Source organism: Roseovarius indicus (assembly GCF_008728195.1).
In the GTDB taxonomy this organism is placed as follows: domain Bacteria; phylum Pseudomonadota; class Alphaproteobacteria; order Rhodobacterales; family Rhodobacteraceae; genus Roseovarius; species Roseovarius indicus.
In genome coordinates, this window is record NZ_CP031598.1 from 1,742,206 (window position 1) to 1,762,251 (window position 20,046).

Below are 20,046 nucleotides of genomic sequence, written 5' to 3' on the forward strand. Positions count from 1 at the left end.
AATCCGTATGTTCAGACAAGCCGGTATTAACGATTCGTTAAGCTTTTTAGGTGAAGGCTTCGGGCATGAGAGAGCCAAAAAATTCCCAAGTCTCAGACCGTTTGATCATGGCAGAAGAGGTCATAGCGGAGTACGTCCAGAAGTTCGGCTTTACCGTTGCAGCGAAATGCTACTTCCTCAGTTGGAATGACGAAGAGAACCAAAGTGATACGCTTGGAGCCGATGTTTTACCGCCAGATACGGTAGGTGGACAGCGACCAACTCTGGATAAATAAAGAAAATCCCTTCCTTCATTCACGTTTTGGTTGTGCCACATTTGAATCTCCGAAAAGGTGGTGGTTCAAAAATAATGAGGGACAGATGAGACTTCGTAATCTTACCACTATTTTCGTAGCTGTGTGTGCATTGGCCGCGTGTGACTCTTACTCGGCACAACAATACCAAAGCAGTCCTCAGAACGTGATTGCGCTTCAGTCATTGGCGAAACAAGGCGTTCGTGCTTCGGTGGGCACCGTGCAGGTTGCTGAAGGCGTTAATGCACAGCCGACCTGCCGTCTGGCTGGTCCATTGGATCTGGGGGGCGGACAAAGCGTAACCGAGACCGTCAAAGAAGCAATTCAGTCAGAGTTCCTAGCTTCGAACATTTACAGCCCAAGCGGAACGCCTATTAGCGTCGTTATTACACAACTCAAACCGAGTTCGTTCGAGGGGACTTGGACGATTTCGATGCAGGTTTCATCACAGCGAGGCAAAGGTTATTCAGTCACGACCAACACGAAGTTCAGCACTAGCTTTTCTGCTATGGCGGCATGCAACAATACTGCGCAAGCATTCAACAGAGCCCTGAGTGCCGCAATCAACGATATGGTCACCGATCCAAGGTTCCGTTCACTGCTATAGTCATCTGTTTGCGCTCAGATTGGGAAACCCCGAAATGAGCGGGGTGAATAGGTAGCTGTCAGTTTCGGCCAGTTTCGGCTGGCCGCGGCATCGCCTAAAGGCCCTGGTCGGACATTCTGAATTTCAGGGCGGTGTTCATCAACGCTCGCCGCCGTCTACGTACCGGCCAGTTACGGTGTGATCTTCTGACGGTACATCCTCTCAAGCTAGATCTTTGGGGCTCGATCAAGGGCGCGCGGAACGGTGCCGCGCCCTTTTCTGTGAACAGGCGTGCAATTTTGGCCTCTTAGCAGGGTGATCGGCGTCGAAAAATGGCTCTGAATCAATTTCGGTGCAGCTTGGGGCCCTCCGGTCAGGATACCTCAACGAGCCGGGCTCTGAGCAGGTCGATGTTGGCCTGGCCATACATCTGGCGTTTGAGGGTCTTGAGGCGGTTGATCTGTCCCTCGGTCTGCCCGTTCGACCATGGCTCCCGCAGAGCAGCGGCGACCGCGGCCTGGTCCCGCCGAAGCCCGCGGGGTCCGGCCGAAGCCCGCGGGCGAAAGCACCGAGCTGGCTCTCTCCGGCTTTGTCCAACCATGTTTCCAATGCTGTTGGATGTCACTGAGAACTGACCCGGCGGCAGTCAAAATTGTCACTGAAAATTGACCCGTGTGGAACCATGCCCTTGACGGGATTTGTCGGGGGTTTTCGGAGTGATCGACATGGGTTTATTGAGCGTCATTCGACGTTGGGCATTGCGGGACAAGATGCCCATCCGCGAGATTGCGCGGCGGACAGGGCTGTCTCGCAACACCATCAAGAAGTATTTGCGAGCGGGGATTGTTGAACCCTAGTTCCAGAAACCGGCGCGGCCAAGCAAGCTGGACCCATATGCTGAGAAGCTGACAGGCTGGCTGGTGACCGAGCAGCGCAAGTCGCGCAAGGACCGGCGCACTGCCAAGCAGATGCACGCTGACCTAGTTCAGCTTGGCTATGACGGCTCGTTTGAGCGGGTCGCAGTCTTCGTGCGGACCTGGAAAGGAGACCGGCAACGCGCGCATCTGACGACGGATCGCGGGACATTCGTGCCGCTGGTGTTTCAGCCGGGCGAGGCGTTCCAGTTCGATTGGAGCGAGGACTGGGCCCATGAACCTGAAACACGCTCTTCGCGAGATCGAGACCGAGAATCGAAATATCCTGATGCATTCGATGGCTCCTTAGGCCTGGCTTAACGGCCAAATCATTGCACACTACGCCGGTGCAGGGGCCGTCCACAGCATCAGGTCAGAATTTTAACAGGTCCAGGGAGCGGGCAGGTCCGTCGCAAGCTCATGCGTATGACACTGCCCTCTGCCGCTTACATCATAGACATCATTGGCAGACAAGGAGGCCGATCAAATGCTCATAGGATACGCACGTGCAAGTTAACCTAGCATGCCCCCTTTGACAGTGTCTTGGAACTGATCAATGATTGGGTCTGCAGCACGTTGCGTGCTGGCAAACCTTGTGAGATTACAACGAAGACCAGTTATGACTTTAAATGATACCAAGAAGATTTCCCGACCCAATGCTGTTACGCGGAGCTTGCTCGCACTCCTTATCGGGGCCGTCGGTGCCGCAGTACATACTGCGATCGTGTCCACAATTCCTGTGTTGATCATGATTGTGAGCACGTTTTCCATTGCTCTGGCGGCTTTGAGCTGCGTGTTCTACGCGATGATCCCGAGCTCCGGGTTCAATCGCTTCTGGATTGCCGCTATCGGCGGCTGCGTGAACGTGATCGTGGCGGTGCTTGTCTGGTTCGCCATCCGTCTGGGCAGCCTATCCGACGCGTTTTTCGTGCTCAGCATGGGCCCCGGGGAAGTCTGGAGCACAATCGTTCTCTTTTCCCGAAACATCGCATTTTCCCTGAACGGGTCGGAGTTGACAGGCGAGAGCCTGCTTTACATCTTCTGGGTTCCGGAACTGGTGCTGCTCTTCCTGTTTCCCGTCATCATGTCGCGGTTCGGGAGCGGGCTGAGTGGATTGCGCTGATCTCAAAAGTGGTTTTGCGGCCTGTTCAGGAACCGGCATATGTGAGCGCGTGCGAATGCTTCTGATGCGCGCGTGCCGCTGACTGGTCGCCTCGGGTCAGGCAGCAACGTCTTCTTCGACCTTGACCGTTTGACCCAGCTTTTCGAACCGGGACGCGAGGTAATAGGCCATTGCCTGGCTTCGCAGGTCCGAAATTCGGATTGCCGCTTCCTCGCGCAGCACGAAGGGAAGGTCGGGAACCGCGCCGGCCTCGTCGCCTGTCGCGATTTCGACCGTAATGCAAAACCTTTCGGCGGCGCCTGCCAAGTGCATTCGCAATTCGTTCAGCATCGCGACCTCGGCCTTTGAAATCTGGTCATCGAGACTGGCGACGAGATTGACGAGACCGAACACGAACTCACAAAGGCCGTACTCCCCGTCAGCTCTGGTCAACTCGCGAAACACCTGTATGAGCCGGAGTGAATGCTGGATCGACCCCATCGAAAGGTCGAGTGTGTTCAGCGGGATATCGAGAAAACCGGCCATATGTGTCAGAAAGTTGTGTTCCCGCTTGTCGATATCCTCGTCGATGGCCACGGTATGGGCCATGACCTCGAGCAACCGTGTACGCTGCACGTCTGGTAACGAGAGCGCATGCGACTTGCGAAGCGTGCCTTCCATGACAAACAGGTTTACCAGGTTCATGTCAGACTGGCACAGGTAGGTGACGACATCCCGATCGAGCGAGATCAGGGTGCTGTCTTCTGCTGCCTCGGCGCCGTTCTCCGAAAGCGCGTATTCATCGGTCCACAGGCCGAAGACCTCGCCCGGCCCCCGGTCCACCACATGGCCCGCCTTGGTATAGGTCACGCGCCCCGTCACCACAAAAAGAAGCCTGTCGATATCCGACCTGGGAGGGAACACAGGCTCTCCCTGCCGGAAGACCTCGAAACTGCCGAGCTCCCGGATGGCCGCATACATGTCGTACGGAATGGCCTTGAAGAGGGCGTGCGCGGAAAGATAGGCGTCCAGATTCAGGTCATGATGTTCGATCATCGTGCTACGCTTTCGTTGACCTTCTCGGTGACCTTGGCCTTTTCCAGAAGCAATGTGCGATCAGAGCGTCTACCGACGAACTGATCATGAGTGATCGTCAGGATGATCGCTTTCCGCTTCAGGTCGTGGAGCATCGCCACGATGCGGTTGCGCGCCTGTTCGTCGAGCGCTGATGTGGGCTCGTCCATCACGTACAAGTCGCTCTCGCAGGCAAGGCATCGACAGATTGCGACCAACTGACGTTGTCCGCCGGAAAGTCGCTGTCCCCCTTTCCCGATGCCGGCGCCGAGGGACCAGTGAAGCAGGTCGTTGCGTGCGAAACGTGTTTCGAGGACATCGAGGATCATCTGATCGATCGTATCCTCGATACGCTTGTTTCGTACGACAACCCGCCCCGCGATCAGGTTGTCGCGCAGCGACAGGTTAATATCCATTAGGTCTGGATCGCCCGTGTCGCGGGAAAGGTTCCGCTGCCTGATCCATCCGATAAGATACTCGCGGCTCTCGGCATCAAGCACCTGTTCGAGGGGCACGCCAGGGAACTCGTCAACGCGTGCCGACAATGCCGAGGCGATCAGCAAGAGCGCCTGGTCCTCGCTCTCTTCGATCCTGACCAGCCCCATCGCCGCCCGCCGCAATGCCCAGACGTGTTCGTCCAGGATGTTATTCGTCAGGCGGACATAGATGTCGTGACTGTCGAGATTGCGAAGGCTCCAATCCCACCGCTCAAGAATGTGCTGGCCAAGGCGACGCAGCGCCGGCCAGTCGTGGGGCGCCTCCTGGCCCAAGGCCACGAGGCGGTCGAGCGTCAGATCCGCATGGTCGATATGCAGCCCCGTCAGCTTTTCGATCAGAAGAACCGCACCGTCATTGCGCTTTGACGGGACCAGGTGCAGGCCCTTCATGGCAGCAAGATGCGTAGCAAGCTCGGCGCGCAGCTCCGATATGTTCCCGGAGTTGACCGGCCAGTCATCATTTGGCGGCTGATCGAGGATGTTCTGGAAACAGAATTGAGCCACGCCGGATTTTTGAACGGCCTGCAGCATCATTTCTTCGTCAAGCTCGCCCTCGGGAACGGCGATCTCGATGTTGTCACGCACATTCCCGCTAACGAGATTGACCTGCTGCGGCATGTAGGAAATCCTGATGCGGTCCAGCGCCGCCCCCGATTTGTCGCGCCCGGTTATGGTGCCCTTGTCCTGCGGCATGCGCCCAAGCAGAAGATTGATCAGGGTCGACTTCCCGCTGCCTGAAGGCCCCATCAGAGTGTACCAGCGTCCCTGTTCAAGGTCGAAAGATGCATCCGCCACGATCGGCTTGTCGTACCCGAACCCGAGGTCTCTGACCTCGAGCCGGGTGCCGGAAACTCCATCCGGCATAGCAGCCTCTTCGGATTCCGGGCCATTTTCCTCTTGCGAAGCATATTCGCCAAGCCGTTCGACGCTGTTGCCGCCCAGTTGCAGCAGCGCGCGCGCCTGAATGATCGCGGACAATCCGGAAAACAGCTCGGGCAGAACCTTGATGACCACCGGAATGAGCGCGATCTGTGTCGCGTCGTCGCCAACTCCCCAGAGCAGCGCGACAACAATCATTGCAAGCGACAGCACGTAAGACAGCGTGTTCCACGACACCAGTGTCTGGTGGTGCAGGAAGAAGCGCAGGTATGTCCGGTCACGCTTCGCCTGATGGGCGCTCAGGCGGCGGAACATGTTGGGAGCGATGCGAACCACCTGCGCAATTCCGCGCAGTCCCAGGTTGTCGATCACGATTTCCTTGCCGCCATCCTCAAGCACGGCGAACTTCTGGTCGATGCTTGGCAGGGGCTTTGCAAGCTGAACGCTGATCAGTGCACAGAGGACCATCGCCCCGAATGTCGCCGCGGCGACAAGCACGTCGACCGACAGGAAGAAAAGGAAAGTGGACAACAGGAGAAGCACCTGAAAGATCAGGTCCACAAGGTGATCGCGCCGTTCGCAGACCCGCCTTATGTCAAAGACCATTCGGTTGCCGATTTCACCCAACGAGGTGTTCTGAAAAAAGCCATCATCCTTGCGAAGCAGATTGGCGAAGACCGCGGCCTCCAGATCGCTCTTCGACCGCGTGTTCATCTGTGTCTGCAGGATGTGACCGGCGCCCGAGGCAGCAATCTTCAGCAGGCTCACGACCACGAAAAGGATGAGAAACCCCGCCCACGGCTGAACGGCCTGGTGTTGCACCGCAGTCCGGATTGCTCCCATCAGACCTCCTTGATCGTCGGGCCTGTCGTCCGACAGGCTCTGGATCATCAACAGCAATGCCGTGTTCTCCAGGTACACAAGCCCCGCGGCAAGCAGGCCGAAGGCGATAACGATCAGGAACTTTCTTAGATACGGTGCCGCAAAGATGGGCATCAGTCGCGAGATTTCGAAGTTGGATTGCATTCGGCTTTCCGATCGAGTTTTCACCACCGCTTCATTCAATGTGGAGTTCGACCGTTATGGCTCCCATTAAAAATGTAGACTCAAATCGACTGCCATGTTACCTATATTACACGTCTTTTAAAGTGGGTAACTTAACTTATCTTATTATAAAGACTAAATTATTAGAGAAGGACCTTAGTACGGTAATGGAAAGCAAGATTTTTGAATCCCGCGAACAAGATCATCATTTCTCCTCCAAAACCTCGGATGTGGTGACAACCGAAACCGCCATCGCAAACACGAGCGGTCAGGCGCCGCGTGCGATGGGGACTGGCTTCTCCACTTGTCCGGCCAAGACGGGAAAGTACTGCTGAAGCAGGCGGCTTTTGTCGGCTTTTCTCTGCCGAAAGCTCATCGGGATGCCGGGCCCCGGCATCCTCTTTCACCGAGAGCCTCATGCACACCGAAACGGGTTGCGAAAAGGATCTGCGCCGCGTCCGTCAGTTCGACGGCGTACCTGATCTCGCCTGTTTCACGGAGCAGCTTCACTATAACCTCGAACCGGTTGTCCTTCGAAATTCGTGCTTCGACTGGCAGCCGGTGCGCGAGTGGAGCCCTGAACGACTGGAAGGCAAGCTGGCCGACCAGATGCTACGCATTTCCTCTTCCGCTTCGGGGTACTTTCCGGACACAGGGTCAACCTGTCGTGAAAAACTGTCGGGCCGAGCCTTTTTTGAGCGCTTGAAGGACGAGGCCGCCGGACGTTCGCCTCGATACAGCTATCTCGACGGATCGGAGACGTTCTTCAACCTTGGAGGCGAAAGCTCTTCCGCGCTAGTGGCGCTTGAACCGGAAGCCCGTCCGCCCCGCGCGGTACTGTCGCCCTTTCTGGTCAAATCGGCGTTATGGATCGGGGGCGGCGGCGTCCATTCAGGCCTGCATTACGATGGCAACGGATGCAACAATTTCAACGTGCAGGTCTGCGGCCGGAAATCCATAATTCTGCTTTCGCCGAAATATATCGACCGTCTCAGCATGCTTTCACCGGACAAATTCGCGCATCTGGGACATTTTAGCGGGCTGAGTCTGGATCGTGACGACATGGCAGGCCACCCTGCGTTCTCGGAGCTCACCCTGTATCATGCGGTGCTCGACCCCGGTGATGTCCTTTTCATTCCCGCGCTCTGGTTTCATGCGGTCACATCGCTTGAAGCATTCAATGCGAACGTGAATTTCTGGACCTTGCCCGATTCCACCTATCTGACGCCGCTCCTGAAAGATCTGGTCACCTGATGTTAAGCCGGGCGCAAATGCAATCCATTGCGGCCGGAGCACTCTCGCTGGAGGAAAGATGGGCGTTTCCAGGGTCAACCCGGCGTCCGTGCGATGCCGAAACGCTTGCGAACTGGTACGAGGCCCTGAATGGGGCCATGCCTCAACGGTTGCATCTGGCCGGCCAGGAAGGAACCGATCCGGCCGACCTGCTCTTCGAAATCGATCCTGCCGGTATCGACCCGTTGCCGGCTTGGGTCGTGGCGTTGAACTCGGCGCTGTGCGATCTGGGGTCATCTGCGGAACGGCGGGTTGTTGCCCCCCCGGGAAGCCCTTCGCTTTCCCCGGAGCCTTTCGAAGAATTGCTCTGGCCATTGGCCCGAACGCTGGCCGACGATTGGACAGCGGAGCAGAAGAGGCTTCTTTCTGAAGTGGCGCGGTTTCAGGCGCGTCATGCCTTGCTGCGGCGGCTGGCCCGCCAAACCGAACGGTCACTGGGGGTTGTCTTTGCAAACTACCGTGCATCGCACACGGAAGCCGGCGCATACGGGCGTTTCATCGCGTTAATGCGGCAAGGCGGATTTGGCCAATATCTCCTTGCCTACCCCGTGGCCGCCCGCGCGATCATGCGCACTGTCGACAACTGGCATTCCGCCTTGCAGGAAATGATCGAACGCCTGGCCAGGGATCAATCGGCCCTTAAGAGACTGACGGGAACATCGGCGATCTTCCCCATCCGGGACATCGATTTCGAACTTTCCGATCCACATGACGGCGAGCGTAGCGTGGCGCGTCTTACACTGGCTGCGGGAAAATCCGTCCACTACAAGCCTCGGCCCATCGAGGCGGAGCATGTGCTGGCCAGTGTCGCCCGAAAGTTCGAAGACTTCGACCCGGCGCGCTTCTCACTGCCATGTCCGGCAATGATTGCACGCCCAGACTGTGGATGGGTTGAAACGATAACGCAGACCGACCTGCCGGAAGACGTGCCTCCATCCTTGTATTTCAGACGCTTCGGCCACTGGCTCGGGCTGATGCATGTCCTGCAAGGTGGCGACATCCATCCCGATAACGTGGTCGCATGTGGTGCCCATCCCCATATCGTCGACGCTGAAGTTCTGTTGCAGGGTGTTCTGTCGGAAAACAATTTTTTTATCGACGCAGCGAGAGACCCGGCGCTGCGCGCGCTGTCGTATTCGACCATTCATACCGGGATGCTGCCGAGTTTCGCCGTGAAGGAGGATGGACAAACTACGGACCAGAGCGGCTGGTATCTTCCGCAGGCCAATGACTTGAACAGGCTGCGCCAACGCTGGGCCGAAATCAACTCGGACGATATGCATTTGGCGGATGAAACCGGGCCGCGGGCGACACACCACCTTCCGACCATAGGCGGTCGGCAGGTCGGTGCGCGTGAACACGCCGCCGATATCGTTGTCGGCCTGCGCGAAATATTGGAAGCCTCGCTCGACTTGCGCGACCCCGTTGCTGTTGAACTGGACAGGCTGATGGCATCCGGCACGATCGCGACAAGGTTCGTTTTTCGCGATACTCAGGTCTATGGCGCGATGCTGGATCGCTTGGCGGACCCACCAGCACAACGGTCGGGACTGGCGCGAAGCATAAGGCTGGAAACGCTTGCCCGCGTGCTGAAATCCCCGAAAACAGGCTCGGTCGTGCCTGCTCTCTTGCGTTCAGAACTGACCGCCCTCGAGCGCGGAGACGTTCCGCTCTTTCGTACCTTCGTCGCGTCCGGTGAGATCCTGTCCCGGCGTCAGGTCATCGTGACGAACGCATTTGGCCCAACCGGTGTGCAGTGGGTGAAGACCCGTTTGGCTGCATTGGCTCCCGCGAGCATTGCACGAGAGGCCGACATCGTTTCAAGCGCTTACATGGCCACACATGACAAGTCACCGGCCCCACCAAGAGACAGCGGTGGTTCCGCCAACTTCCGTGAATTGGCCGTGCCGGAAATGGAACGGCTTACCACGCTGCTTTCGAGAACGGCTTTGCAGGATGATGGTGACGCCCTGAACTGGCTTGCGATTCAGCCGGTCGGGACTGAAGGGCGGACCCACGTCGCGCCGCTTGATACATCACTTTACGATGGTCTTGCCGGCATCGCCCTGGCGCTTGCCGTTTCGGCTGACGTGACCCGATCTCGAATGGCTGCAACGCTGTGCGAGGGTAGCCTGAAGACCATTGCGCACAAGCTTTCAGCCGGCGACCTGGCCGAGGTGGGCCCGGGATATGGTGAAGGTGTGGGAGGTGTCCTTGCCGCGTCGGCCCAGATCGCGAGCCTGTTTCCGAACATGATCGCACGGCAGGTGATCGACCAGATCGCCACGGCGCTCGAAAGAGGGCAGGAACTGGAAACTTGGGACGTCGAGGACCTGTATGGAGGAATCGCCGGCCTGATCCTCGGCCTCGGAGCGGTGGAGCCCGTGCTGGGAAGGGCCCGCACCGCGGTGTTGATGAAACGGGCATTTAAACGATTGAAGCTCCTGCTGGCTCGTCCGCAATCCGACACAACCGGCCGGGCTTGGGGTTCCGGCATGGCCCATGGCGCGGGCGGCATCGCCGCGGCGCAAGCCATGTTGCAGTCATTCGGGGTGCTCGGGCCGCACGAAAACCTGCCCGAGAGCGGCGAAAGCGGCGCTCCGGCGAGTACAGATGATGAAAAACCGGCACGAGCAACCTCCTGGTGTCATGGTGCAGGGGGGCTGGCTCTCGATACAAGCATCCTTCAAAGGGCGGCCGGCTGCGGCCCCGATCACCTGTGTTGCGGCGAAGCCGGGCGATTGGATTCAAGGCTGGCCCTTGGAGATGATGTCGAACCCCTTCGTCGTGAGGCGGCGGGCATGGTGTCAGCGGCGCAAGGTTCCGTCGGGTATCGATTCTATCTTCGGGGCCCCGACACACTGAAACCGGGCCTCTTCACCGGGCATGCCGGGATCATCTACCTGTTGGCGCGATTGCATGACCCGGATCGATATGACTCAATCCTGCCGCGGATGACGTTGACCAGGGCCCCGCGACCGAAAAAGGAAATTGCATGAAGGATTTCAACAAGCCGACACTGGCTGATCTGTTGGGTGACATGACGGCAGATACGTTTCGGACAAACTACAACAACGCGCGCACGGTCCATCTTCCCGGCGCAATGAGCGATCAACGGCATCACCTCGATTTCTCCGAGCTTCGCGCTTTGGTCGAAAACCTCGACAACGCTGCGGAATACTGGCTTGACGAGGCCGGGGTCGAGCGCAGCGTCAGTCTGGACGGCAAGACCGCATGGCAGCGCGCGCAAGAGGGTTGCACCCTGATATGCAACGGTCTCAGCCGGGTCAGCGAACCGGCAAGGGCACTCTCCGAGAGCATGATCGATGGACTGGACGGCGAGGGCTGGCCCGGGGCGCGGCTGTTTTACTCGACCGCGTTCGATTACGGCTATGCAAGCCATCTTGACCCTTTCGCGACCTTCACGGTTCAGGTTTCCGGCCGAAAACGCTGGTTCGCCTCCCCGACGCCCGAGCGGTTCGATGTACAGAAACTCTCCCATTCGGTCATCATGCCGGCGCCGGGTGAGATCGAAGAAATGCCGTTCTTTACCTTCCGGCACCGGGAGGAAACGGATATGCAGAGTTTCGATCTGATGCCAGGTGACGTGCTCTATTTCCCTGCCGGAACATGGCACCGTGCCGTTTCGCTGGAACCTTCGCTTTCCGTGGCCATCGATATTCGTCCGCGTATTCTGCCTGAACCGGAATTCGAGGCAACGGTTATCCGGCATCCCCCACCTGACTGAGCCTGTGAGAGGGTCCTGTCACACGGTTTCGAACTCGTCTTCGCTAATCGGGTTGCATTTGTGAAGTCCTTCAAGCGGTTTTCTCGCCTTGGTATTTGTGCCCCGGCTGGTTCGCGGTATTCGAAAATACTGAAGATGACGAGCGATACCCTGAAACGAATGGCAGGAATGTATGCATTGCAGACATTGCTGAGTAGATAAAAGTAAGTCTGGTTCGGGGCAAATGCGGAGGCGCGTAGGTTCCATTATGTTAACGTTCTGTTCGCGCCCTTCGCCGCCGAGCTAGATGGGCGGGAAGCTGACTTTCGCTGCTCTACCGCGAGAAATTGCACAGATCGGGAAAGCGGACGTTCGACCCCACGAACCAGGGTTGGTCATTTTTCGAGACAGTTCTTCAGGGAAGCTGGCATTCGCAGCAGCAAGCGCAAATGGTCGGCTTGCAGTCGATCGCGAACCCAGGGTGCTTTCGCTGGGTGCTGCATGGATCGTCACATCATCGATCAAAATTCTGCGAAAACCGTGGTCAAAGTCGCTCGATCTCATGAGCTTCGAACCAGCCGTTACGAAGTGCAGAAGCTGCAAGAGTATCGGGCTCTTCGGAATAGGCGACCAGCGCCAAGCTTTTCTTTGCTCGTGTACAAGTGACGTAAAGCAGGCGGCGCGTGCGCGTAATGCCGCCTTCAGTGCCTTCGGCAAGATGCTTGCGGTCAGTGTCCGACAGCGGCTTGGCTTCGAATAGCTTATCGTAAGAAAACAGGAAGCCTCGCGCGTCGCTGTCGTCAAGAATTACCAGCACACGATCGAACTCAAGCCCTTTTACGCCCTGATGGGTTCCGAATGGACCACGATCACTGACATATTCGGCGAAATGGACCGTTTGGTTGTACGGAGTCTCAAGAAATGCCCGCCAAGCCTCTAGGCTTTCGGGAGACATCTCCGCAACTGCTTGCTCCTCTTTCGACTCTGCTTCTTCATTTGTCTTCTCAGGCTCCGCAATTTCAGCCTTCGGCTCATCAGCTACAAACGGCTGCAAGGCAGCAGGAATCTCGAACAGCCCGTGTTGCGCCACGCATTGGAGAACGGTGAGAAAGGTTGCATCTGGGCTTTCAGTTTCGAGGCCCAGCAGCGCGTCTACTCCTGCACGTATTGTCTGCAAGGGATCGCCGGTTGTTGACCTCTCAGCAATTGCTGATCGCTTAAGAAGGGGAGAAGTCGCGCGTAGGTGCGCCATGACCGCGAAAGCATTGTTCGCCTGTGCAGCCGCGACTAGTGGAGCGACGCGTTCAGTAAAGAGCCTTAGGCCTGCAAGTTCTCCCGTCCGAACCCCGGTAGATAGGCGCGAGTCCCGGTCAAGCGCCTGGAACATCTCAAGGAACCCGTACCTTGAAGCCGCCATATGGTGTTCAAGCGTGAGTGCCTTAACTCCAGCTTGGTCTCGCCAATTAGGATCGTTGCAGAATTCAGCCATTCGATCCTGAACCTGCCGTTCAAGCGCTGGCTTGTCGGGCGAGCTGCTAGAGGCAACAAACAAGCGAACGAGGCCGACATCGCTATCGTCGCGGGCCACCTGGCTTTGGCGATCAATTGGAGCGCGAAGTACATTGCCAAGCGCGATCACGCGTTGAGGCGATCGGTGATTCATTCTCTTCACGGGACGCGCCCAATCATCCGGAACGAGGCGCTCCAGTTCCGGATGGCCGTCAAGAAAGATCCGCTGCATCATATCCCCGAACAGGCCCACCGCAAACTTGTCCTTGTTCGCCGCAGCAAGTGCGAAGAAGGTTCTGTCAGACGGATTCGAACTCGTCTCGCCTTGGACAGTAACGCTGCCCTTTATGCGACGCAGAGTTGACGCCACTCGGCGAGAGCAGCGGCTCGGTTCCGTTTGAAATTCTGTCTGCTGTAGAGGCTTCGCTCCGAATTGAAGAAGTTGTGGATTGAAGAGTGAACGGCGGCAAATTTCTGTAGACTTCGCATGCGCCGGAAGCGGGACATGGCACGCTCTCGTCGTCGGAATGGCAGGTGTGAATTTTCTATTCGGTTGTTCAGCCAGCGCCCTGTACGCTGCCGATCCGCGTTCCCGATTTCCTTCATTGCCGCACCATAGGAACGCAGCTTGTCGGTGACGATGCGGTCTGGCTGCCCATAGCGCTTCACCAATTTCCTGAGGAATTTCAATGCCGCTTTACGATCGCGACGCTTTGTGACAAAGGCATCGAGAACCTCGCCTTCGTGGTCGACGGCCCGCCACATGTAATGGGTTTCGCCGTTGATCTTCACGAAGACCTCGTCCAGATGCCACTGGTGGTTGGAGTAGCAGCGCATCCGTTGGATCCTGGCCTTGCGTATCTCCGAGGCGAAAAGCGGGCCGAACCGCATCCACCAATACCGGACGGACTCGTGGCTGATGTCGATACCTCGCTCGTGGAGCAGGTCCTCGACATTGCGCAGTGAGAGCGGGAAACGCACATACATCATCACCGCCAAGCGGATTACTTCACGGCTCGTTCGAAAGTAGCGGAACGGATTGGGTTTGCTCATTGAGGCAGGGTAGAGGCCAGCGAGGTCGCTCGCAAGCTCATCCCTCTGACACTGCCGGCGCGATTGTTGAGCCAGCGACCGCAGGCTTGCAGATCGCCACAGCCAAGTTCTCGCAGCGCGGCGCGATACGAGGGTAGGCGGTCGGTGACCAGGACTTCTGGCTTTCCGTATCGCCGCATCAAATTCCTGAGCATTTTGAATGCGGCGCGCTTGTTTCGTCTTTTCGTGACGACGCTTTCCAGCACCTCGCCTTCATGGTCCAAGGCCCGCCAGAGGTAGTGGCGCTCGCCGTTGATCTTCACGAACACCTCGTCCCCATGTCACTGCCACTTCGAGTAGGTACGCAGGCGTTGCACGCGCTTTCGGCGAATTTCTGACGCGAACACCGGTCCGAACCGGTTCCACCAATACCGAACGGTTTCATGGCTGATCTCGATCCCGCGTTCATGCAACAGGTCTTCAACGTTCCTGAGCGAAAGTGGGAACCGCACGTTGAGCATCACCGCCAGGCGGATGATCTCTTGGCTCGATTTGAATTATTTGAAAGGGTCGCGTTTTGCCATGCCGGCAGGGTAGGGCGCCGACCAGCCGGCCTCAAGCTGAGTTGTTCTGACATGGCCGAGGATTGGCTACCTTTCACATTGCGGTCAAACGAAATTCGCAGTGAGTGATATATTGCGGATGTTTCTGTCAGATCTCGTGTTCCCGAAGGAAGTCGGCGACTGCCCTGATGCCCACATGCCAAGCCGGTTCCTTGTCGACGATGATATGGTTGCGGCTCTGGAGAGGGACGAAACGGGCGCCGGGAATGCCCGAGGCCAGCGCGCGCCCCATATCCAGTGGTATCCGCTGGTCGTACTGGGAATGCAGCACGATTGTCGGCACCCGCACGTCCTTGAGGCGGTGGCGCACATCGATCCAGCCGAACGCCTCCTGAAAACGTGCGGCGTTCCTTGGCGACGCCGTCTTGTGCTGGAAATCGTCGAACCATGCCAGGTCCTCTGCGCTGGCATCGGGCATGAAGGTCTGCGAGAAGATGTGCCGGTAGGCCGGGTTGTCCGTTCCCCAGCCCACTTCGGTCAGGGTCAGCACGGCCTCGCGCCGCGCCTGTTCTTCGGGGCTGGAGAGGTGGCGCCAGCCCGCAGCATAGCCGCCGAACAGGATCAGGCCGCTCACCCTTTCCGGGTGTCGCGCCGCGTATTCGATCGACACGGCGCAGCCCTGGGAGATACCGAGCAACGGGAACCTTTCAAGTCCCAGGCTGTCGGCGACAGCCTCCAGGTCTTCGACGAAGGCATCGAACTCCAATTTGTCCACGTCCCAGTCGGACAAGCCGCTGCCGCGCTCGTCATACCGGATGAAAGTGCGAGCCCGGGCGATTGTGCCGAACGTCCTGCCCCAGATCGGGCTGTTCCAATCGAATTCGAGATGGTTCAGCCAGTTTGCCGCCTTCAGCATGGGTGGGCCCGAGCCGATGGTGGCATAGGCAATCTTGGTGCCGTCGGGCACGTCGCAAAACCCGATACGCTGAGCCTGTACAGCCCGTCGACCGGGATTTGATTTCCGCGTGGTCCGGGGCGGCGGTCCGGCGTTTTTTGTAGTTGCGCCCTGGTCTTCTTCATGGGCGCTCGCGCCCTCGGGATCGACCTCGTGCCACAGGCGGCGCCACTTCCCCGCTTTGAACGCGGGCATCTCGGGATGGGTTGCGAGGCGCTGCAGGACCTCGACCCGCAGGGCGCTGGCGTCTTCCCGTTCCGAGGTCAGCCAGCCGGTAAACGCCTCGTCGCCCGCCTCGTCGAGACCGTCGAGAAGCGGCATGTCAAGGCGATCTGCCATGTGTTCAAGTTCGTCGACCGAAAGGCTTACATCGTCGGATTTTAGACGCGTCGTGATATCGTGCAGGTCGATCTGGGCGTTGTTCGCATCGAACCACACACGTTCCCTATCGGCCCTGATCTGAATGTCTTCGGGGGTGTCGACCACCTTGCGCAGTTTGGTCAGGGACCAGCGCAGGGCCGCCTTGGGGTCGTCCGGTACATCCCAGAGCAGTTCGCACAAGCGTTCCCGCCTGTGGGGGCGCCCGGTCGCCGCCAGGAAGCCAAGCAAGGCCCTTGCCTTGCGTGAGGCCGGCAAGGGTATTGGCCGACCGTCCCGAGTGACCCGCAATTCTCCGAACAATGAAATTTGCAGTTGCTGCGACAAGGCCTGTTCCTTTTTGTTCGAACAACCCAACCAGACGTTCCGGTCTGGGCAACCCTTTTCTAATCGCTACTGACGGCGCGAGACACCAAAAGATTGGGCGATAATACGGGCATTACAACTCTGGTTACAACGGTCACCCTTTAGGCAGCTGCACAGAGCCTTTTGGCGACACCCGGAAACCTGTTCTTTGAATGAGATCAACAGATCAGAAGAGCCATGCCCGTGACTGCTTTGGAATCGCCCCGAAAAAGCCGTATAAGTCCTTTCGTAGGCTACGTTATATCTTCGTACGAGATTGCCGAAGAATTGGTGCGGAACTGTCCGTCGGCGGTGATCGTCGCGCGTCTTTCGGACGGCCGAATCGCCGCCGAAAGCGAGTTGGCCCGAAAGCTGATGAAATGTCAGACCTCCCGCATTGGGCATCAGCTGAGCGCGCAATGGTCCAGCCGCCGCCATTTCCAGAAGTTGATTGCGCAGTTCGAACAAACGGGGGTTCTGGACAACGTCGAGGCGCGGCTTCAGAAGAACGACGGAACACAGTTCTGGTGTGCCGTTTCCGCCCGAATGCTGAGGGTCGAGGAGGAGCGGTACATCTATGTTCACCTTCTTGACCTGACCGACCAGTTGACAGCGCGAAGCGAGATTTCCCGCCAGCGGGATGCGCTTCACGCGGCCGAAAAGCTCAGCGCGATCGGCCAGCTACTTGGCGGCATCTCGCACGAGTTGAACAATCCGCTCTCGGTCCTGTCCGGTCAGGCGCTGATGCTGAAGGAAAAGGCGCCGACCGCCAATGTCGCCGCACGGGCCGACCGGATCATCAACGCCGCCGAGCGCTGCTCGCGCATCGTGCGAAGCTTTCTCGATTTGGCCCGGAACAAGCCCGTTTCGCCCGTGGTGACCAACCTGAACGAGGTCGTGGTTGAGGCGGTCGAGACGACGATCGACGCTCTTCGGGGCGCGGGCATCGACGTCGTGCTGGAGTTGCCCAAGGACCTGCCCGAGGTGCTGTTTGATCCGGATCAGCTGAGGCAGGTTCTCGTGAACCTCATCGTAAATGCGCAACAGGCGATGGAGGGGGCCGGTCGGCCGATGCGCATCACCATCGCCACACGCTGTTCTACGGATGGAGAAGCGGTTCTGCTGCGGTTCATCGATACCGGTCCCGGCGTGCCCAGGGACATCAGTTCGCGTATCTTCGACCCGCTCTTCACGACCAAGGCGCCGGGCAAGGGAACCGGCCTAGGCCTGGCGCTGTGTCGGCGGATCATGGAGGCGCAAGGCGGCGATATCGAATTGATGAGCACCTCAGCCCGCGGCACGTCCTTCCAACTGTCGTTCAGGTCCCTCGCGCCGGTTTCAGAGGCTGGCCCCGACGTCCGCCGGCGTCCGGCGACCCATGCCAGGGGCGTTTCGGTCCTGATCGTCCACAATGAAGAGGACGCCGCTGCGGATCTTGCGGATATCGTCACGGCCGAAGGCCAAGGGGTCGAGATCGTGCACTCCGCCTACGTGGCGATAGAGCGATTGCGTAAGGGTCGCTACGATCAGGTGTTTTGTCGGGCCGGCCTCGGTGACTTGGCCCCGCGCGATTTTCTGCGGGCCGTGGAGGATGCCCGGCCCGGCGCCTCTGCCGGGCTTGTGTTTCTGCTGGACCGGACGCCCGACCGCAAGACCACGGATTACCTCGACATGGTCGAGCGCCCCTATCTTCGAAACCCGATCCGCCGCAGCGATGTCAAGGAAGTGCTCGAGCTTCTGACCCTGCGTCCGGCAGCCTGACCAGAGGAGTGACTTCATGACCTGCGGCCAACATATCGCGGTGGTGGACGATGACGACGAGATCCGCGCCACCTTTGAGGAATACCTCACCGACAAGGGGTTCCGCGTGTCCTCGCTCAATGGCGGTGAGGCCTTGCGGGCGCTTATCGACGGTGACGACCACCCCGTCCTGGTCCTTCTGGACATCACGATGCCCGGCGAGGACGGATTCTCCCTTGCCCGGTTCCTGTCGGCGTCCACGAACGTGAAGATCATCATGGTCACGGCGTCGGGCGAAACGATCGACCGGGTCGTGGGCCTTGAGCTGGGCGCGGATGACTACATCGCCAAACCCGTCGACCTGCGGGAATTGCAGGCCCGCATCAAGGCGGTGCTGCGCCGCTCTGACCCCGGGACGCGCGAGGCGTCGGTACAGAAACAGGCTTCGCGGGTGCGCTTCGGGGAATGCGAGCTTGATCTGCAGGCCCGGCGGCTGTTCGACCTCGATGGCCGTGAAATCAGGATGAGCGCAATGGAATGCGACCTGCTGCGGGTGTTCGCGGAGCGGCCCAACCGGGTGCTGACCCGCGACAACCTTCTGGAACTCGCCCATCACGGCGACTGGGACCCCTACGATCGTTCGATCGACCTGCGGATCTCGCGGTTGCGCCGCAAGATCGAACGTGACCCGGGCAAGCCCGAAGTACTGAAGACCGTGCGGGGTGTCGGCTATGTGTTCGCGACCGAGGCAACCGGCATGGCGGAGGTCCGGACATGATCCGGGTTATGCCCCCCGCCCGCCTGCCGCGCGCCGGCCTTCGGGTCTGCGCTGTCGCCTGCACCGGCCTCATGCTGTCGGCCCAGCCCGGTGCGGCCGAGATACCGGCCGAGACCGCCTATGTCCTCAACTCGCTTTCGTTCCTCTACCATGGGATGCTGGTCTTCTTCATGGCGACCGGGTTCTCGATGCTCGAGGGCGGGCTCGTCCGAACCAAGAGCGTGTCGACGATCCTGCTGAAGAATGTGATCCTGATCGCGGTCGCGATGATCGGGTTCTACCTCGTCGGCTACAACCTGATGTTCTACAACGTGGACGGCGGGTACTGGGGCACGCCCCGGGCCTGGTCGCCGGACCAGACCGACGCGCTGTCGCAGGGCGCGGCGCCCGCGTCGATCTGGCTGTTCCAGACGCTGTTTGCGGTGACCGCTGTGTCCATCATTTCGGGGACGCTGGCCGAACGGATGCGTCTGCTGCCGTTCTTCGTCTTCGTCGCCTTCATGTCCTGCGTGCTCTATCCCGTTCAGGGCGCCTGGGGCTGGGGCGGGGGATGGCTGGCCGAGATGGGGTTCCTGGATTTCGCCGGGGGAACCCATGTCCACAGCGCTGCCGGCTGGGCGGCCCTAACCGGGGCTATCGTGCTTGGCCCGCGGCGCAGCCGGTTCGCCGACAGCGGAGAAGTGCGGCCCATGGCGGCGTCGTCGCTGCCGCTGGTGACACTGGGGACGATGATCCTGTGGCTTGGCTGGCTGGGGTTCAACGGCGGTTCGCAGGGATCGATGGATTCCGTCGCCGATGTGATCGCGATCGCGAATATCTACGTCAACACCCTGATGGCGACCTGCGGCGGCATCGTCGCGACCGCTGCGCTGCTTCAACTTCTGCGTCGCAAGATCGACCTCACCATGGTGCTGAACGGGGCGCTGGCGGGGCTCGTCAGCATCACCGCGGGTCCGGATACCTCAGGCATTGTCGGCGCGCTGCTGATCGGCGCGGTCGGCGGCTGCCTCATGCTCTGGACCACGCACCTGTTGCTTCGGCTGAGGATCGACGACGTGATCGGTGCGATCCCGGTGCACCTCGCTTGCGGGATCTGGGGCACGCTCGTCGTCAGCCTGCATCACCCGGAGGGAGACATCAGGGTACAGCTGATCGGCGTGGCGGCGGTCGCGGTCTTCTGTGTGACGGCCAGCGTCGTGGTCTGGATCGGCCTGCGTCGCTTCATGCGGCTGCGACTGAGCCAGGGGGAGGAAGCGATCGGTATCGACCGGGTCGAGACCGGGGCGCTGGCCTATCCGGAATTCGCGACGCGGTCGGTCCTACCGGGAGACTGATAT

At 59.1% G+C, this 20,046-nt stretch carries 15 protein-coding genes and 3 pseudogenes; 11 read left to right on the plus strand and 7 right to left on the minus strand.

Features of this window, described 5'->3' with window-relative positions; all coding sequences use genetic code 11:
• The first annotated feature begins 246 nt into the window (after positions 1-246).
• A complete protein-coding gene (locus RIdsm_RS07980) occupies positions 247-900 on the plus strand; it encodes a YajG family lipoprotein (protein WP_143100400.1) in 654 nt (217 codons plus the stop codon).
• A 352-nt stretch (positions 901-1,252) separates the two neighbouring features.
• On the opposite strand, the pseudogene RIdsm_RS07985 reads toward RIdsm_RS07980, so the two are convergent.
• A pseudogene (locus tag RIdsm_RS07985) lies at positions 1,253-1,488 on the minus strand (transposase); the annotation flags it as partial.
• A gap of 116 nt (positions 1,489-1,604) precedes the next feature.
• Between RIdsm_RS07985 and RIdsm_RS07990 the strand changes: the two are divergent.
• Positions 1,605-2,027, plus strand: a pseudogene (locus RIdsm_RS07990) (helix-turn-helix domain-containing protein); the annotation flags it as partial.
• Between the two features lie 520 nt (positions 2,028-2,547).
• Complete coding sequence (locus RIdsm_RS07995) at positions 2,548-2,916, plus strand: hypothetical protein (RefSeq protein ID WP_143100401.1); 369 nt, start codon at positions 2,548-2,550, stop codon at positions 2,914-2,916.
• 96 nt (positions 2,917-3,012) lie between these two features.
• On the opposite strand, the gene RIdsm_RS08000 is transcribed toward RIdsm_RS07995, so the two are convergent.
• Positions 3,013-3,951, minus strand: a complete 939-nt coding sequence (locus tag RIdsm_RS08000; protein WP_057814219.1) for a cyclic nucleotide-binding domain-containing protein — start codon at positions 3,949-3,951, stop codon at positions 3,013-3,015.
• Positions 3,948-6,410 (minus strand): ABC transporter ATP-binding protein/permease, encoded by a 2,463-nt coding sequence (locus RIdsm_RS08005; RefSeq protein ID WP_143100402.1) that lies wholly within the window; start codon positions 6,408-6,410, stop codon positions 3,948-3,950. Before RIdsm_RS08005 ends, RIdsm_RS08000 begins: the two co-directional genes overlap by 4 nt.
• A 146-nt stretch (positions 6,411-6,556) precedes the next feature.
• On the opposite strand from RIdsm_RS08005, the gene RIdsm_RS30060 reads away from it, so the two are divergent.
• The 4 genes from RIdsm_RS30060 to RIdsm_RS08020 all read left to right on the plus strand — a co-directional run bounded on the left by RIdsm_RS30060 (position 6,557) and on the right by RIdsm_RS08020 (position 11,430).
• Positions 6,557-6,724 carry a hypothetical protein gene (locus RIdsm_RS30060; protein WP_160325816.1) on the plus strand — a complete coding sequence of 56 codons (168 nt, stop codon included), beginning with the start codon at positions 6,557-6,559 and terminating at the stop codon, positions 6,722-6,724.
• Positions 6,725-6,806: 82 nt separating this feature from the next.
• Positions 6,807-7,643, plus strand: coding sequence for a cupin-like domain-containing protein (locus RIdsm_RS08010; protein ID WP_074940032.1), 837 nt, complete (start codon positions 6,807-6,809; stop codon positions 7,641-7,643).
• Positions 7,643-10,681, plus strand: a complete 3,039-nt coding sequence (gene lanM / locus RIdsm_RS08015; RefSeq protein ID WP_057814214.1) for a type 2 lanthipeptide synthetase LanM — start codon at positions 7,643-7,645, stop codon at positions 10,679-10,681. Before RIdsm_RS08010 ends, lanM begins: the two co-directional genes overlap by 1 nt.
• Positions 10,678-11,430: a JmjC domain-containing protein gene (locus tag RIdsm_RS08020; protein ID WP_057814213.1), complete on the plus strand. Its 753-nt coding sequence runs from the start codon at positions 10,678-10,680 to the stop codon at positions 11,428-11,430. Before lanM ends, RIdsm_RS08020 begins: the two co-directional genes overlap by 4 nt.
• Before the next feature lie 523 nt (positions 11,431-11,953).
• On the opposite strand, the gene RIdsm_RS08025 is transcribed toward RIdsm_RS08020, so the two are convergent.
• The 3 genes and pseudogenes from RIdsm_RS08025 to RIdsm_RS08035 form a co-directional block, all read right to left on the minus strand.
• Complete coding sequence (locus RIdsm_RS08025; RefSeq protein WP_177228396.1) at positions 11,954-13,288, minus strand: P-loop NTPase family protein; 1,335 nt, start codon at positions 13,286-13,288, stop codon at positions 11,954-11,956.
• Positions 13,264-13,971 (minus strand): IS6 family transposase, encoded by a 708-nt coding sequence (locus RIdsm_RS08030; protein WP_057814212.1) that lies wholly within the window; start codon positions 13,969-13,971, stop codon positions 13,264-13,266. The genes RIdsm_RS08025 and RIdsm_RS08030 overlap by 25 nt, the downstream gene beginning before the upstream one ends.
• A gap of 59 nt (positions 13,972-14,030) precedes the next feature.
• Positions 14,031-14,471: pseudogene (locus tag RIdsm_RS08035) on the minus strand (IS6 family transposase); the annotation flags it as partial.
• Between RIdsm_RS08035 and RIdsm_RS30490 the strand changes: the two are divergent.
• Complete coding sequence (locus tag RIdsm_RS30490) at positions 14,394-14,642, plus strand: hypothetical protein (RefSeq protein ID WP_236553195.1); 249 nt, start codon at positions 14,394-14,396, stop codon at positions 14,640-14,642. The pseudogene RIdsm_RS08035 and the gene RIdsm_RS30490 overlap by 78 nt on opposite strands.
• Positions 14,643-14,661: 19 nt before the next feature.
• On the opposite strand, the gene RIdsm_RS08040 is transcribed toward RIdsm_RS30490, so the two are convergent.
• Complete coding sequence (locus RIdsm_RS08040; RefSeq protein ID WP_057814391.1) at positions 14,662-16,173, minus strand: bifunctional AfsR/SARP family transcriptional regulator/alpha/beta hydrolase; 1,512 nt, start codon at positions 16,171-16,173, stop codon at positions 14,662-14,664.
• Between the two features lie 393 nt (positions 16,174-16,566).
• On the opposite strand from RIdsm_RS08040, the gene RIdsm_RS08045 reads away from it, so the two are divergent.
• The 3 genes from RIdsm_RS08045 to RIdsm_RS08055 are packed head-to-tail and all read left to right on the plus strand — an operon-like array spanning position 16,567 to position 20,043.
• Positions 16,567-17,952, plus strand: coding sequence for an ATP-binding protein (locus RIdsm_RS08045; protein ID WP_217625287.1), 1,386 nt, complete (start codon positions 16,567-16,569; stop codon positions 17,950-17,952).
• A 16-nt stretch (positions 17,953-17,968) separates the two neighbouring features.
• Positions 17,969-18,709, plus strand: a complete 741-nt coding sequence (locus tag RIdsm_RS08050; RefSeq protein ID WP_057814208.1) for a response regulator — start codon at positions 17,969-17,971, stop codon at positions 18,707-18,709.
• Positions 18,706-20,043, plus strand: a complete 1,338-nt coding sequence (locus RIdsm_RS08055) for an ammonium transporter (RefSeq protein ID WP_236553191.1) — start codon at positions 18,706-18,708, stop codon at positions 20,041-20,043. Before RIdsm_RS08050 ends, RIdsm_RS08055 begins: the two co-directional genes overlap by 4 nt.
• Positions 20,044-20,046: the final 3 nt, after the last annotated feature.

What these genes read in the sequence shown, in the direction of transcription:
- lanM (WP_057814214.1), top strand. Translation starts at nt 7,643, where the DNA reads ATGTTAAGCCGGGCGCAAATGCAATCCATTGCGGCCGGAGCACTCTCG.
- RIdsm_RS08055 (WP_236553191.1), top strand. Translation starts at nt 18,706, where the DNA reads ATGATCCGGGTTATGCCCCCCGCCCGCCTGCCGCGCGCCGGCCTTCGG.
- RIdsm_RS30060 (WP_160325816.1), top strand. Translation starts at nt 6,557, where the DNA reads ATGGAAAGCAAGATTTTTGAATCCCGCGAACAAGATCATCATTTCTCC.
- RIdsm_RS08010 (WP_074940032.1), top strand. Translation starts at nt 6,807, where the DNA reads ATGCACACCGAAACGGGTTGCGAAAAGGATCTGCGCCGCGTCCGTCAG.
- RIdsm_RS08045 (WP_217625287.1), top strand. Translation starts at nt 16,567, where the DNA reads ATGAAATGTCAGACCTCCCGCATTGGGCATCAGCTGAGCGCGCAATGG.
- RIdsm_RS08030 (WP_057814212.1), bottom strand. Translation starts at nt 13,971, where the DNA reads ATGAGCAAACCCAATCCGTTCCGCTACTTTCGAACGAGCCGTGAAGTA.
- RIdsm_RS08050 (WP_057814208.1), top strand. Translation starts at nt 17,969, where the DNA reads ATGACCTGCGGCCAACATATCGCGGTGGTGGACGATGACGACGAGATC.
- RIdsm_RS08020 (WP_057814213.1), top strand. Translation starts at nt 10,678, where the DNA reads ATGAAGGATTTCAACAAGCCGACACTGGCTGATCTGTTGGGTGACATG.
- RIdsm_RS30490 (WP_236553195.1), top strand. Translation starts at nt 14,394, where the DNA reads ATGGCTGATCTCGATCCCGCGTTCATGCAACAGGTCTTCAACGTTCCT.
- RIdsm_RS08000 (WP_057814219.1), bottom strand. Translation starts at nt 3,951, where the DNA reads ATGATCGAACATCATGACCTGAATCTGGACGCCTATCTTTCCGCGCAC.